The organism is Myxococcus faecalis, from assembly GCF_050039385.1.
Classification (GTDB): domain Bacteria; phylum Myxococcota; class Myxococcia; order Myxococcales; family Myxococcaceae; genus Myxococcus; species Myxococcus fulvus.
In genome coordinates this window covers 10,839,885-10,853,138 of sequence record NZ_CP144336.1, presented here as the reverse complement: position 1 = coordinate 10,853,138, position 13,254 = coordinate 10,839,885, and the positions used below count along the sequence as shown (strand labels likewise).

The following is a 13,254-nucleotide window of genomic DNA, read 5'->3' as shown; positions in this document are numbered from 1 at the left end:
GCAACAGCACGCTTCAGGGAAACGACGCGGGCTCGACGGAGACGGCGGGGCGCGAGCGCGCGGGCATCGGGAGTGTCTGGTACGAGTAATTCCCGTCCGCGGACTCCATCGCCCGGGGCGTGCTGGCCAACGCGGCGCCTTGCTCGCGCTCCTCGAGCATGCGCAGGATGTCACGCTCGTCCATGTCGGTGACCATCTCGTAGACGACCTCGTGATCCCGCCAGGTCACGATGTTGAAGCCCTGCGCGGAGTCGACCTCCACCGCGGGCAGCGCCTGGGGACGGGGGCTCGCCTCGTCCGGCACCACGAAAACGCCGAGCCGCCGGCTGGGGCCACCCTCGTCGGGGAGCGTCTCGTAGCTGATGTACGCCACTTCGCGGCCGTTGAGGATGGAGATGCGGCCGCCCAGCGGCTTGGCGCGAGGCAGCTGCGGCAGTGCGACGCGAGGGTCCACCGTGCCCTTGAACCACGTCTCCAGCTGCTCGGAGTTGGACGCGGTGACTTCGTACGGCAGCGGACGCTTGAAGCGCAGGACCAGCTCTTCCTTCGCCAGACGCTCCCGCTTGCCCGCCTGATACGCGGACCAGCCGCTCGTCACCGTCACCACCACCAGGGCGACGGCGCCCGCGCGCAGCCAGACCCCATATTGCGCGCGGCGGTGCTCCTGGTGGAGCCCCTGGGCGATGCCCGCGCGGAGCGAGGCCGGGGCCTGCATCCGCTGCACGGAGTGTCTGGCGGCCCGCCGCAGGGCGAGCTGCATGTTCCGCTCTTCCTCCACGCGGCGCTGACATCCAGCGCACGCGGAGAGGTGGGATTCGAGGTCGACCCGCTCCTCCGGCTGGAATTCGCCGTCGAGGTACGGATACAGAAGCCGTTCGAGTTCCTGGCAGGTCATGGGCGCGCGGTAGGAACCTGTTTCTACCCCGTCTTCTTCCTTTGACGATACTCTTCGAGGTTCGCCGGGGTCTCCGCGCCCTCTCCCTCGTGGCGGAAGACACCCTGGCCCACCGCGTACTCGCGCAGCGTCTTCTGCAGGAGCTTGCGGCCTCGGAACAGGCGGCTCATCACGGTGCCGACAGGGCACTCGAGGATCTCGGCGATCTCCTTGTAGGAGAACTCCTGCAGGTCCGCGAGGATGACCACCAGCCTGAAGTCGATGGGCAAGGAGTCGATGGCGCGCAGCACGTCGTCCGACAGGAGCCGGTCGAAGAAGTACTGCTCCGGGTTGGCCGCGAAGTCCGTCGCGTCCCGGCTCACGAAGCGCTCGTGCACCGCCTCGCGCTCGACGCCCTCCACCACCGTGCGCTCCTTCACCTTGCGCCGGTAGCGGTTGATGAACGTGTTGGTGAGGATCTTGAAGAGCCAGGCCTTGATGTTGGTGCCCCGCTCGAACTTGTCGAAGAAGCGGTAGGCCCTCATGCAGGTGTCCTGCACCAGGTCCTCGGCATCGCGCTCGTTCTTCGTCAGGCGCAGGGCCGCCGAATAGAGCGGGTCCAGGTGGGCCAGCGCCAGTTCCTCGAATTCCTGCTTCGTCCGGTTGGGTTGTCTGAAATCCAACATGTCCCGCCTTCCAGAGGCCCGAAACAATTGGGGAATGAGTTGTCGCCTGCCCATCAATGTATGCACGGGAACAGAACTGGCAACAACGGCTTCCCAGTCACACCCGCCCGTCCGGTCGCTTCGGGTACGCCAGACTCCCGACGGGGAACTTTATTCCCCATTTTCAATAACGAAGGGGAGACGGGATGTCGCCATCCACGCCTCCCCCTCGGGAAGTGCCCTGACTGTCAGGCTGCTGGGCGGGCTACTTGCGCGCGAGCGCCTCGGAGATGGAGAGGTACTCGTACCCCAGGTCCTTGGCGACGGCCTCGTAGGTGACGTGGCCGTTGTAGGTGTTCATCGCACGGGCCAGGGCGCGGTCCGACTTCACGGCCTCCACCAGGCCCATGTCGGCGATCTTCCGCGAGTAGGGACGGGTGGTGTTGGTGAGGGCGTACGTGGACGTCTGGGGGACGGCGCCGGGCATGTTGGCGACGCAGTAGTGGACGACGCCGTGCACCTCGAACGTCGGGTTGTCGTGCGTGGTGGGCTTGCAGGTCTCGATGCAGCCGCCCTGGTCCACCGCGACGTCGACGACGACGGAGCCCGGGGTCATCTCGGAGATGAGCGACTCGGAGACGAGCTTGGGGGCCTTGCCGCCGGGGATGAGCACCGCGCCCACGACCAGGTCGGCCTCGCGCACGGAGGCGGCGATGCTCTCCGTGTCGGAGGCGAGCACGCTGACGCGGCCGAGGAACACGTCGTCCAGGTAGGTCAGGCGCTCCAGGTTGACGTCGAGGATGGTGACCTCGGCGCCCATGCCCACGGCGACCTTCGCGGCGCACAGGCCGACGACGCCGCCACCGATGACGGTGACGCGGCCGCGGCGCACGCCGGGCACGCCGCCCAGCAGGATGCCCTTGCCACCGTGCGCCTTCTCCAGGCACGCGGCGCCCACCTGGATGGCCATCTTCCCGGCCACCTCGGACATGGGCTTGAGCAGGGGCAGGCTGCCGTCATCCAGCTGCAGCGTCTCGTAGGCGACGGCCGCGGCCTTCTTCTTCACCAGCGTCTTCGTCAGCTCCGGGTCCACGCCGGCCAGATGGAAGTACGTGTAGATGATCTGCCCGGGCTGGATGCGCTCGTACTCCGGCGCGATGGGCTCCTTCACCTTGACGATCATCTCCGCGCGCTTCCAGACCTCGTCCGCGCTGGCGACGAGCGTCGCGCCCACGCGCTGGTACTCCGAGTCGGGGATGCCAGAGCCGACGCCGGCGTTCGTCTCGACCAGCACCGTGTGGCCCGCGCTCGTGAGCGCGCGCACGCCCGCAGGCACCATGCCGACGCGGTACTCACGGGTTTTGATCTCCTTGGGAACTCCGACGATCACGACTTGCCTCCGAGAGGGGGACTGAAAAAGCGCGCGGACCCTAACGGGGCCCCCAGAGGGAATCAAGGCGTCCGCCCAAGCGGTGCACATGTCACCGGTGAGCCTTTGTTACCTCGGAGGGATGACGCGCGGCGTTGAATGCAGTGCGTCCGATGACGGTTCGGCATCGAAACAGAAGGGGGGCCGGTGGTAGTTAGCGTCCCCATGACGTCCGCGCCGAAGCTGCTGTTCGCCGACCCCAAGGGCCGGGTGATGGAGCATCCCTACCTGCTGGCCACGCTGCGCAGCGGAGAAGAGCTCGTTCCTCCCCAGGACAAGCCCATCCCGCTGCCGTCCGCCGGGCGGCTGGTGCACCTGCCGGGCAGGCTGCCCGTGGGCCTGCACCCCGACACGGGGGAACTGGAGCTGGTGCGGCAGATGAACGTGGGTGGCAAGACGTTCGTCCCCAACGCGGTGGGCGCGCTGCTGCCCCCGGGCTACACGCGCACGTTCCTTCCGGGCGAGGTGAAGGGAGACGGGCCGGTGCTGCCGCAGTGGGCGTACACGGCGGCGGCGTGGGGGAAGGATGGGCCGGTGGCGTGGGCCATCCACACGGACCGCCGCTCGCATTGGGATCCGGAGCGCTACTCCACGCCGGACATGAAGGCGCTCGTGGACGCGCACCTGAAGCGCTTCCCGGACAACCGCGTGCTCAAGCAGCTCAAGACGTGCGCGCTGTTGTACCGGTGCTTCACGTCGCAGAACACGTTCTACGTCCGCGACGAGGCGGCCATCCCCGCGTCGGTGATGTGCAACGCCAGATGCGTGGGCTGCATCTCCGACCAGCCGGCGGACGGGCCTCCCGCGTCGCACGAGCGCATGGATGACGGGCCCACCGCGGAGGAGATGGGCGCCATCGGCCTGTTCCATCTGGAGAACGCGCAGGGCCGCACCATGGTGAGCTTCGGCCAGGGCTGCGAGGGCGAGCCGCTCACGCGCTGGAAGTTCATCGCGGAGTCCATCCGCTACATGCGCGCGCGCACGCAGAAGGGCTCCATCAACATCAACACCAACGCCAGCCTCACCCAGGGACTGGAGGCGCTGCTCGACGCGGGCCTGGACGCCGTGCGCGTGTCGCTCAACGCGGCGACCAAGGGCCTCTACGAGGCGTACTACAAGCCGGTGAAGTACGGCTGGGAGGACGTGGAGGCGTCCATCGCCCTCGCGCGCGAGCGCGGCGCGTACCTGGCGCTCAACCTGCTCCTGTTCCCCGGCGTCACGGACCGCGAGGGCGAGGTGAAGGCGCTGGAGCGGCTGGTGAAGAAGTACCGCGTGGACCAGGTGCAGACGCGCTCGCTGGCCATCGACCCGCTCCAGTACCTGGAGGCCGCGCGCGACGTGGGCGCGGGCGGAGAGCCGGTGGGCGTGCGCACGCTGCTGCAGCGGCTGAAGGCGGCGCGGCCCGGCATCATCATCGGCAACTTCGCGCGGGGACTCGAGGAGCGCGAGAACGCCGCGGGGCGCGGGTAGGGCGCTCGACTCGGGAGGATGGGGCCCGGTGAGGAGGGCCCTTCATCCAGGACGGGACGACGTGGGCGGAGGGCTACTCGCCGCCGGGGGGCATCAGCTCCTTGGCCACCAGGTTGCCCATCACGGCGTCCTTGGGGATGTAGCCGTCGGCGCCAGCCTCGCGGCAGATGCGCTGGAGCTCCTCGACATTCTCGCCGGAGCACAAGAGCACCTTGATGCCCTTGAAGAGGCTGTTGCTCTTGATGAAGCGGCAGAACTGCTCGCCGTTCACGTTGGGCATGCGCACGTCCAGCAGCACCAGGTCCGGACGCGTCTGCTTCTTGAGGATGATCTTCGTGGCCTTGTCCGCGGTGTCCGCGACGTGGACCTCGAAGCCCTTGGCGACCAGGTCCGCCTCGATGATCCGCGCGGTCATCTCACTGTCGTCGACGATGAGGATGCGCGGCTTGCGGCCGCCCGTGCTGGGCGCGGCCTTGAGGCCCGTGGAGGCGATGGGCGCGGGCGCGGCGGGGGCCGCCTGGGGGGCCTCCGTGGAGGCGGGCGCGGCGGGAGCGGGGACGGCGGCGGGGACACCCAGGGCGGGGGCGCCGATGAGGTTCATCACGCCGCTGATGACGGCCTCCAGGCCGCCGCTCTTGAGGATGTAGCCGTCCGCGCCGGAGGCCTTCGTCTTGCCGGCCAGCTCCGCCTCCGAGATGTCGGAGTAGAGCACCAGCTTGGAGGTGACCTTCTTCTGGCTCCGGAGGTACTCGACGACGTCGTCGCCGAACATCTCCGGCATGTTCACGTCCATGAGGATGAGCGCGAACGGCCCCTCGGAGAGCTTCTGGTTGAGGCTCGTCAGGTCCTGGGCCCCGCTCACCTGATAGCCGGCGGCGGTGAGGGCCCGGACGGTGAGCTCCACCAGCATCGGGCTGTCATCAATGACCAGTACGCGCGACATCGTCCTCCTCAAAGGATTCGGGGTGGAACCCTACACCTTTGGTTCAGCGCGGACCATCGAAACGGCGAGCGGCCGGCCAGCTTGATGCCGACACTTGACCGGTTTTCGTCCCCTCCGGATACTCGGACGCCTTGACCACGACCTCGACTCCCCTCCAGCGAGCACTCCGGATGGCTCCGGACCGCGCCGTGGCCGTCCAAGCCCGACCGGAGCAGGAGTTCTTCTGCTTCCGGGTGGGAGACCTGCGGCTCGGCGTGCCCAGCGAGAACGTCCTCGAGGTGTTCCGCGCCGGCCTGCTCACCCCCCTGCCGAGGACGCCCTCCTTCATCATGGGCGTCACGGGCCACCGCGGCGAGGTGCTGCCCGTGGTGGACCTCCTGCGCTTCCTCTCCAAGGGCGAGGCGCGCATCGGTCCCCGCACGCGCCTGTTCATCGGCATCACCGGGAGCATCGTCGCCGGGGTCGTCGCCGACACGGTGCTGGGCCTGCGCCGCATCCCCGTGGCGGACATCCTCCCACCGCCGCTGGGCGGTGACGCGGCGGCCGAGCACCTGATGGGCGTGGTGCCGGGCGCCACGCCGCAGGACAGCATCAACCTGCTCAACTTCTCCAAGCTCTTGCAGACGGCCAGGCAGCGCGCGGTGGCCCGATGAACGACGAGTCGCTCGACCTGGAGGAGAAGGTGGAGGAGGTGGACATCCTCTTCTTCGAGATCGGCGGGGGCGTGTTCGGCACGGACGCGTCGCAGGTGCTGCGGATCGATCGCTCGTTGCCGGAGGACATCACCCTGCCGGAGCTGGGCCTGTTGCACCGGGGCAATCGCGCGCTGGTGTTCGACACGCCGGAGGGCGAGGGCCACCTGAAGGTGGACGCCGTCCGGGGCGTGCGCCCCATCCCCGTGACTCAACTTCGCCGCATGCCCCCCACGGCGGGCGCGGCCGCTTATGCCGTCGGTGTGTGCCTGGAAGAAGCCCGCACCGTGTTGCTGATTGACCTGGTGGAGACCGCCAGGACCCGAGGAACTCAAGGAAGGCACTGACCGCAATGTCCCTGGACACCCCCAACGAGAAGCCCACGTCCAAGGCCCGTTCCGCCCGGAAGGCCCCTGCCTCCAAGGCGGCCGGTGCCGCCGCGCCCGCGGCCCCCATCCCCCACAAGGCCTTCACCGACACGCTGTTGACGGTGCTCGCCGGCAACCTCCAGGCCCGCGTCCCCAAGGAGCTGGTGGGCGAGGGCGGCGAGGAGCTGGCCCACCTGCTCAACCAGGTGCTGGACAACTTCGCCAGCTCCGAGCACCGCAAGCACGTGGCGGCGCAGGAGATCGACCAGGCCCTGGACGCGCTCATCAGCCTGGTGCGCGAGGGCGATTTGTCCCGGTGGAACACCACCACCGAGGACCCCCAGCTGGGGCCGCTGCTCGAGGGCTTCGGCAAGGTCATCGAGACGCTGCGCACGTTCGTGCGGGAGATCAACGAGGCGGCGCTGAGGCTGTCCTCGTCCGCCAACCAGGTGCTCGCGGCGTCCACGCAGCACGAGACGTCCTCCACGGAGCAGGCCGCCGCCATCCACGAGACGACGGCGACCATGGAGGAGCTCAAGCACGCCTCCGCGCAGATCGCCGAGAACGCGGGCAGCGTGGCGCGCGTGGCCGAGGAGACGCTGGGCGCGGCGCGCGCGGGCCGGGGCGCCATCGGTGAGTTCATCCAGGCGATGCAGCAGATCCGCAGCGACGGCGTCGCGGTGGCGGACTCCATCGCCAAGCTGTCCAAGCGCGTGGAGCGCATCGGCACCGTGGTGGAGGTCATCGACGAGATCGCCGACCGCTCGGACCTGCTCGCGCTGAACGCGGCGCTCGAGGGCAGCCGCGCGGGTGAGGCGGGCAAGGGCTTCTCCATCGTCGCGGCGGAGATGCGCCGGCTGGCGGAGAACGTCCTGGACTCCACCAAGGAGATCAAGAACCTCATCACGGAGATCCGCGAGGCCACCGCCGCGGCCGCGGGCGCCGCCGAGGCGTCCAAGTCCGCCACCGAGTCCGGTGAGAAGCTGGGCGCCGTCGCCGCGCAGGCCGTCGAGGGCATCCTCGCCGGCGTGCAGGAGACGAGCGACGCCGCGCGCGTCATCAACCTCGCCACGCAGCAGCAGCGCACGGCCACCGAGCAGGTGGTGGCGTCCATGGCGGAGATCGAGGACGTGACGCGTCAGACGACGCAGGCGTCGAAGCAGGCGACGGGCGCGGCCGCGGAGCTCACGCAGCTGGCCGCTCGTCTCGCGGAGCTCATCAAGCGCTTCAAGGCCGACTAGCTCTTCCGGGAAGGGGAGGGTGCGCAGCACTCACCGCCCATGGACACCGAGGCTCTCAAGAAATCCCTCCTGAAGAAGTTCCAGGAGGTCACGGCCGACCGCCTCCAGAAGATTCAGCTGGGCGTGTTGGACCTGGAGAAGGAAACCGCGGACCAGGCCGCGGACGACGTCGCGCGCGAGCTGCACACGATGAAGGGAGAGGCCCGCATGCTGGGCCTCGCCGCCATCGGTCAGCTCGCCCACGCGGCGGAGGACGTCCTGCGCGCCGAGCGCGAGGGACGCACGGCCACGGAGATCGCCACGGACGTCATGCTCCGTGCCTGCGACGTCCTGTCGGACCTCATCGAGGACCTGTCCGGTGCCAACACCGGCACGCCCGCCAGCGAGGACATGGTCCGCGCGCTGGCGGAGGTCTCCGGTCAGGCCGCGCCCGCCATCCCCGGCGCGAAGCCCCCGCCGCCCGCGCCCGCCCCCGTGGTGGCCGCGCCGGTGCAGGCGCCCGTGGTCCGGGCTCCGGTGGTGGAGGCGCCCGTCGTCGCCGCGCCCGTGGCCCATGCTCCCGCGCCCGCGTCGGGCCGCGCGGAGGAGGAGGCCCCGAGCGCCGCCAAGTCGGCCATCGCCGACCGCACCATCCGCGTCAACGTGGAGGTGCTGGACTCGCTGGGGCTGCTCGCCGGCGACCTGCTGGTGGAGAGCGCCCGAGGGCGGCTGCGCAGCTCCGAGACGGAGGAGCTGTTCGAGCGCTTCAGCCGCATGGGCGACCGGTTCCTGCGCCTGGCGGAGGCGCTGGACATCCCGCTGGAGGTGCGCGCGCAGCTGGACCGCGTCGAGAGCGACCTGCACATGCTGCGCGACGATGCGTTCCGCTTCGTGCGGCGCAACGACGACGGCATCAACACGCTGCACGGCAACCTGTCGAAGATGGCGGACCACGTGGCCGAGGCCCGGCTGGTGCCGCTGTCCACGGTGTTCGACGCCTTCCCGCGTGCGGTGCGCGACATGGCGCGCACGCAGACGAAGGAAGTGGACCTGCTCATCGAGAACGCCGACATCGGCGTGGACCGATCCATGCTGGGCGACGTGCGCGACGCGCTGGTGCACCTCTTGCGCAACTCGGTGGACCACGGCCTGGAGTCCCCGGACACGCGCCAGGCGCTGGGCAAGCCGCAGACGGGCCGCATCCGCATCCGCGTGCGCGTGGACGGCGACATGCTGCACATCGAGGTGGAGGACGACGGGCGCGGCATCGACCCGGAGCGCCTGCGCCAGGTGGCCATCAACAAGCGCCTCATCACCGCGGTGCAGGCCGCCTCGCTGTCGGAGCGCGAGGCCATCGAGCTCATCTTCCGTCCGGGTTTCTCCACCCGCGAGCAGGTCAGCGAGCTGTCCGGCCGCGGCGTGGGCATGGACGTGGTGAAGCGCAAGGTGGAGACGCTCGGCGGCTCCGTCGGCGTCAACAGCCGCATCGGTCGTGGCACCACCATCACCCTGCGGCTGCCCCAGTCGCTCGCGTTGATGAAGGTGCTGCTGGTGCGCCTGGGCGACGACGTCTACGGCATGCCCGCCGCGGACGTCGAGGCCGTGATGCGCGTCAAGCCGGAGGACCGGCTGGAGATCTTCGGCACCCTCGCGGTGCGCCACCGGGGCAAGCCCACGGCGCTCGTCGCGCTGGGGCCGCTGCTCGGCCTCAACGGCGGCAACCGCTTCGACAAGCCGCCGGCCGTCGTCGTGCGCCACGGCGAGGACCACGCGGCGCTGGTCGTCGACGGCTTCGTGGACGAGCGCGAGGTGGCGGTGAAGCCGTGCGGCGGGGAGTTCCTCAAGGGCGCGCCCTTCATCGCGGGCACCGCCGCGCTGGAGGACGGTCGCATCGCCGTGCTGCTGCACGTCCCAGACATCATGACGGAGGTGCGCCGCATGGCGCGGCCCGTCACCCAGGCTCCGGCCGCCAAGCGTCTGCGGGTCTTGCTGGTGGACGACTCGCCCATTGCCCGCGCCACCGAGGGCGCGCTCGTCAAGGCGCTGGGGCACATGGTGGAGGAGGCGCAGGACGGCGAGGAGGCCTACGGCAAGGTGCAGAACAACACCTACGACCTCATCCTCACCGACGTGCAGATGCCGAAGATGGACGGCTTCTCGCTCGCGCGCAGGCTGAAGTCGACCCCCGCCGTGGCACGCATCCCCGTCATCATCCTGTCGTCGCTCGCCTCGCCCGAGGACAAGCGGCGCGGCCTGGATGCGGGCGCGGACGCGTACCTCGTCAAGGGAGAGCTGGGCGTGGAAGTGCTCGCCCAGGCCATCGATCGGCTGACCTGAGGAGCGGCGTTTGGGCGGACCGGTCGCGGCGGCGATGGCGTTCAGGGTGCTCATGGTGGGCAAGGGGCTGCGCGCGCTCGCGGCCCGGGGCCTGTTCGACGGCGAGTCGCTCGTCCCGGTGGGGCCCGCCGAGGTCGACTTCCCCGGCGCGCTCGTCGCCGTGCAGCGCCACTTCCCGGACGTGGCGCTGGTGGACCTCACCGGCCTGGAGGCGCTGGAGGCCATCGAGCAGGTGATGGCGGGGCGGCCCGTGCCCGTGCTGGCGCTCCACCCCGGGGCCCTCACCGGCCAGGAGGCCTTCCAGGCCATGGCCCTGGGCGCGCTGGACGTGATGGAGCGCCCCGCGATTCCGGGCCCGGAGTTCTGGGCCCACGTGTCGCGCAAGCTGGTGATGCTGGCCCAGGTGAAGGCCGTGCGGCAGACCCAGACGCGCCCCTCGGCGAAGCTGCCCAAGGAGGACCTGCCCGCGCCGCCCTATCCCCTGGTGGCCATTGCCGCCTCCCTGGGGGGGCCCAAGGCGGTCGCACAGGTACTGCGGAAGATTCCACGAGACTTTCCCGCGCCCATCGCCTACTGCCAGCACATCAGCGAGGGTTTCACGGAGGGCCTCGCGCACTGGCTGACGATGGAGACGGCGCTGGGAGTGACGGAGGCGGAGCACGGCATGGTGATGGTGCCCGGGACGGTGTACATCGCCCCGTCGGGCAGTCACCTGTTGGTGCGACCCGAGGGCAGGTTGGAGCTGGACTCGGGGCCCGCGCTCCGTGGATTCCGGCCCTCGTGTGACATGCTGCTCACTTCGGCCGGGGAGTCCTTCGGCTCGCGCTGTGTCGGAGTCATCCTGACGGGAATGGGGCGGGATGGGGCTCGGGGGATGAAGGAGATCCGGGAGCGGGGAGGGCGGACCATCGCCCAGGATGAGAGCACGTCCGCGGTGTGGGGCATGCCTCGCGAGGCGGTGTTGCTCGGGGCGGCGCAGGAGGTGCTGCCGCTGGAGCGCATCGGCCCCACGTTGGTGCAGTGGGTGGAAGCGTGCTGAACGTGAGCAACAAAGTGCTTCAGCAGCTGGCCGCGCTCCTCCTGGAGCGCGCGGGGCTGAAGATCACCCCGGATGGGTTCCACAGCCTGCGGCTGGCCCTGTCCACCCGCATGCCCGTGCTCGGCATCGAGGAGCCGGAGCGCTACCTCCAGCGCCTGACGGGCGTGGGGGGCGAGGAGGAGCTGCGCTCGCTGTTGCCCCTGGTGACGGTGGGGCACACGGAGTTCTTCCGCGACGCCAAGCAGTTCCGCGCGCTGGAGAAGAGCGTGCTGCCGGACCTGCTCGCCCGCGCGCGGCGGGAGATGCGCAAGGTGTCCATCTGGTCCGCGGGCTGTGCGACGGGCGAGGAGCCCTACAGCATGGCCATGGTGCTGGCGGAGCTGGGGGCGCTGTCCGCGGAGGTGGACCTGTGGGCCACCGACCTGAACCTGGCCGCGGTGGAGGCCGCCCGGCAGGGGAGGTTCTCCACGCGCCGGAGCATCAGCATCCATCCGGAGCGGCTGGCCCGCTTCTTCCGCCCCGTCGAGGATGGCCACGAGGCGCTGCCCGCGCTGCGTGAGTACATCCGCTTCGATGGACAGAACCTGGCGGTCCCCGTCTTCGACAAGGTCGCGCTGAACTCGCTGGACCTCATCCTCTGCCGCAACGTCATCATCTACTTCGACCTGCCCACCATCCGCGGGCTGATGGACCGCTTCCTGAGCGCGCTCCGGCCCGGGGGGCTCTTGTTCCTCGGGTACTCGGAGAGCCTCTTCAAGGTCTATGACCGCTTCGAGATGATCGAGGTCGACGGCGCCTTCGTGTACCGGCGCCCGCCCAGCGACAAGGGCTACCGTCCGCCGCCGCTGCGCATCCACCCGTACCCCGTCTCCACCGAGCCTCAGGCCCGCGCGCCGGAGCCCGAGCCCTTCTCCCCGGCCGTCTACGCCCGCCCCGCGGTCGAGCTGGCCCAGGGCGCCCGTCCTCGCGCGAGCACCCCGGACACCGCGTCCACCCGAGGTCCCGGCGCGCTCTCCGGTGCCTTCCCGGCCGTGCGCCCGCTGCCCGCCGCGTCCACGACGCAGGCCTCCGGCACGCATCCGCCCGCGACGACGAAGACCAACGACCTGGGCCGTCCCCGCGTCACCGTGGAGCTGCCGGCGGTGAGCGCCGCGGACGCGGTCCGCACGCGTCCCACCGTGGAGCTGCCGGCGGTGTCCGCGCCCGCGCGCACCGTCACCGGTGAGCTTCCCGCCGCCACCGCATGGCCCAAGCTGCTGCCTCCCGCGGAGCGGCTGGCCATGGCGGTGCGGAAGATGACGCAGGGGGATTTCCCCGCCGCCATCCAGGGCGTGCAGCGCCTGCTGGTGGACGAGCCGAGTGATCTCGACGCGCTGCTCACGCTGGGCAATCTCTACTCGCTCACCGGCCGCATCACCGAGGCGCGGGAGGCGTTCGCCCAGGCCATCCAGCGCGAGCCGCTGTGCGTGGAGGCGCGCGTGTTCGGTGGCGTGGCCGCGCTGCAGGCCGGGGAGCTGCGGGAGGCGCGCTCGGAGCTGGGCAAGGCGCTCTTCCTGGAGCCCACGCTCGCCATCGGCCACTACCTGCTGGCACAGGTGCAGGAGCGCAGCCACGACTCCGAGGCGGCCCGTCGCAGCTACCGCAACGCGATTGCGCAGCTGCGCTTCCCCCAGCGCACGCTGGCGGGGCACTACCCGGAGATGCTGGACTCGGCCGAGGCCATCTCCCGCGCGGCGCGCTATGCGCTCGCCGCGCTGGAGGAGCAGCCTCCGCACTGAGTGTCGCGCGGAGGCCGAGGGCCCTCAGTCCAGCGAGGACTTCACCTGGTCCAGCGACTTGCTGGGGTCCAGCACGGCGCCGAACTTCTTCTGGAGGTAGGACTTGGCCTGCCCGCGCAGGAGCATGCCCGGGTCCGTGCCCTCGCCCTCGACGGCCTTGTCGGTGATGACGAACGAGGCGTCCAGCTGGATGCCCATCACCTTGCCGACAATCTTGGCGCCCTCGCCCTGCCAGTCGGCCTTCACTCCGTACTTGCCACCCCAGTACCGGAGGAGCTCCTCGACGCGCTGCTTCACCTGGTCCTTCGGCAGGGAGTGGGGGATATCGAACTTCAGCATGCCCATGGCACGGCTCCTGATTTCAGTGTCCTGGCCATTCGTTTATCGACGCCGGGCCGAGAAGGGAACCGCCGAGTCACCCTTGAGCGCACGAATGTCA

At 70.1% G+C, this 13,254-nt stretch carries 12 protein-coding genes; 7 read left to right on the top strand and 5 right to left on the bottom strand.

The window, feature by feature from the left end; genetic code table 11:
• Nucleotides 1-13: 13 nt before the first annotated feature.
• The 3 genes from VZQ01_RS42905 to ald form a co-directional block, all read right to left on the bottom strand.
• Entirely contained in the window at nucleotides 14-895 is an 882-nt protein-coding gene (locus VZQ01_RS42905) for an anti-sigma factor family protein (RefSeq protein WP_426746539.1), read from the bottom strand.
• 23 nt (nucleotides 896-918) lie between these two features.
• The gene (locus VZQ01_RS42900) at nucleotides 919-1,560 is read right to left on the bottom strand and encodes a sigma-70 family RNA polymerase sigma factor (protein ID WP_141331222.1); all 642 of its coding nucleotides are present in this window, start codon (nucleotides 1,558-1,560) and stop codon (nucleotides 919-921) included.
• Nucleotides 1,561-1,804: 244 nt separating this feature from the next.
• Nucleotides 1,805-2,929 (bottom strand): alanine dehydrogenase, encoded by a 1,125-nt coding sequence (gene ald, locus VZQ01_RS42895; protein ID WP_223749974.1) that lies wholly within the window; start codon nucleotides 2,927-2,929, stop codon nucleotides 1,805-1,807.
• A 204-nt stretch (nucleotides 2,930-3,133) separates the two neighbouring features.
• Here ald and VZQ01_RS42890 point away from each other — a divergent pair, with 204 nt between their 5' ends.
• Nucleotides 3,134-4,438 (top strand): radical SAM family protein, encoded by a 1,305-nt coding sequence (locus VZQ01_RS42890; RefSeq protein ID WP_426746537.1) that lies wholly within the window; start codon nucleotides 3,134-3,136, stop codon nucleotides 4,436-4,438.
• Between the two features lie 73 nt (nucleotides 4,439-4,511).
• Here the strand turns inward: VZQ01_RS42890 and VZQ01_RS42885 are convergent, their stop codons facing one another.
• A complete protein-coding gene (locus VZQ01_RS42885; RefSeq protein ID WP_426746536.1) occupies nucleotides 4,512-5,381 on the bottom strand; it encodes a response regulator in 870 nt (289 codons plus the stop codon).
• Nucleotides 5,382-5,551: 170 nt separating this feature from the next.
• Here VZQ01_RS42885 and VZQ01_RS42880 point away from each other — a divergent pair, with 170 nt between their 5' ends.
• From VZQ01_RS42880 to VZQ01_RS42855, 6 genes are read left to right on the top strand one after another with little or no spacing between them, the layout of a single operon-like run.
• Entirely contained in the window at nucleotides 5,552-6,034 is a 483-nt protein-coding gene (locus VZQ01_RS42880) for a chemotaxis protein CheW (protein ID WP_141332955.1), read from the top strand.
• The gene (locus tag VZQ01_RS42875) at nucleotides 6,031-6,420 is read left to right on the top strand and encodes a Frizzy aggregation protein FrzB (protein WP_223749971.1); all 390 of its coding nucleotides are present in this window, start codon (nucleotides 6,031-6,033) and stop codon (nucleotides 6,418-6,420) included. Before VZQ01_RS42880 ends, VZQ01_RS42875 begins: the two co-directional genes overlap by 4 nt.
• 5 nt (nucleotides 6,421-6,425) lie before the next feature.
• Nucleotides 6,426-7,682 carry a methyl-accepting chemotaxis protein gene (locus VZQ01_RS42870; RefSeq protein WP_223784405.1) on the top strand — a complete coding sequence of 419 codons (1,257 nt, stop codon included), beginning with the start codon at nucleotides 6,426-6,428 and terminating at the stop codon, nucleotides 7,680-7,682.
• 39 nt (nucleotides 7,683-7,721) lie between these two features.
• Nucleotides 7,722-9,998, top strand: coding sequence for a hybrid sensor histidine kinase/response regulator (locus VZQ01_RS42865; RefSeq protein ID WP_426746535.1), 2,277 nt, complete (start codon nucleotides 7,722-7,724; stop codon nucleotides 9,996-9,998).
• A gap of 34 nt (nucleotides 9,999-10,032) precedes the next feature.
• Nucleotides 10,033-11,037: a chemotaxis protein CheB gene (locus VZQ01_RS42860; protein ID WP_223750040.1), complete on the top strand. Its 1,005-nt coding sequence runs from the start codon at nucleotides 10,033-10,035 to the stop codon at nucleotides 11,035-11,037.
• Complete coding sequence (locus VZQ01_RS42855; RefSeq protein WP_426746534.1) at nucleotides 11,031-12,815, top strand: CheR family methyltransferase; 1,785 nt, start codon at nucleotides 11,031-11,033, stop codon at nucleotides 12,813-12,815. Before VZQ01_RS42860 ends, VZQ01_RS42855 begins: the two co-directional genes overlap by 7 nt.
• A gap of 24 nt (nucleotides 12,816-12,839) precedes the next feature.
• Here VZQ01_RS42855 and VZQ01_RS42850 read toward each other — a convergent pair whose 3' ends face one another.
• Nucleotides 12,840-13,160 carry a polyhydroxyalkanoic acid system family protein gene (locus VZQ01_RS42850; RefSeq protein ID WP_046713526.1) on the bottom strand — a complete coding sequence of 107 codons (321 nt, stop codon included), beginning with the start codon at nucleotides 13,158-13,160 and terminating at the stop codon, nucleotides 12,840-12,842.
• Nucleotides 13,161-13,254 lie beyond the last annotated feature (94 nt).

Coding starts and splice junctions, on each gene's coding strand:
- VZQ01_RS42850 (WP_046713526.1), bottom strand. CDS start 13,160: ATGGGCATGCTGAAGTTCGATATCCCCCACTCCCTGCCGAAGGACCAG.
- VZQ01_RS42890 (WP_426746537.1), top strand. CDS start 3,134: ATGACGTCCGCGCCGAAGCTGCTGTTCGCCGACCCCAAGGGCCGGGTG.
- VZQ01_RS42875 (WP_223749971.1), top strand. CDS start 6,031: ATGAACGACGAGTCGCTCGACCTGGAGGAGAAGGTGGAGGAGGTGGAC.
- VZQ01_RS42905 (WP_426746539.1), bottom strand. CDS start 895: ATGACCTGCCAGGAACTCGAACGGCTTCTGTATCCGTACCTCGACGGC.
- VZQ01_RS42885 (WP_426746536.1), bottom strand. CDS start 5,381: ATGTCGCGCGTACTGGTCATTGATGACAGCCCGATGCTGGTGGAGCTC.
- VZQ01_RS42865 (WP_426746535.1), top strand. CDS start 7,722: ATGGACACCGAGGCTCTCAAGAAATCCCTCCTGAAGAAGTTCCAGGAG.
- VZQ01_RS42860 (WP_223750040.1), top strand. CDS start 10,033: ATGGCGTTCAGGGTGCTCATGGTGGGCAAGGGGCTGCGCGCGCTCGCG.
- VZQ01_RS42880 (WP_141332955.1), top strand. CDS start 5,552: ATGGCTCCGGACCGCGCCGTGGCCGTCCAAGCCCGACCGGAGCAGGAG.
- VZQ01_RS42870 (WP_223784405.1), top strand. CDS start 6,426: ATGTCCCTGGACACCCCCAACGAGAAGCCCACGTCCAAGGCCCGTTCC.
- VZQ01_RS42900 (WP_141331222.1), bottom strand. CDS start 1,560: ATGTTGGATTTCAGACAACCCAACCGGACGAAGCAGGAATTCGAGGAA.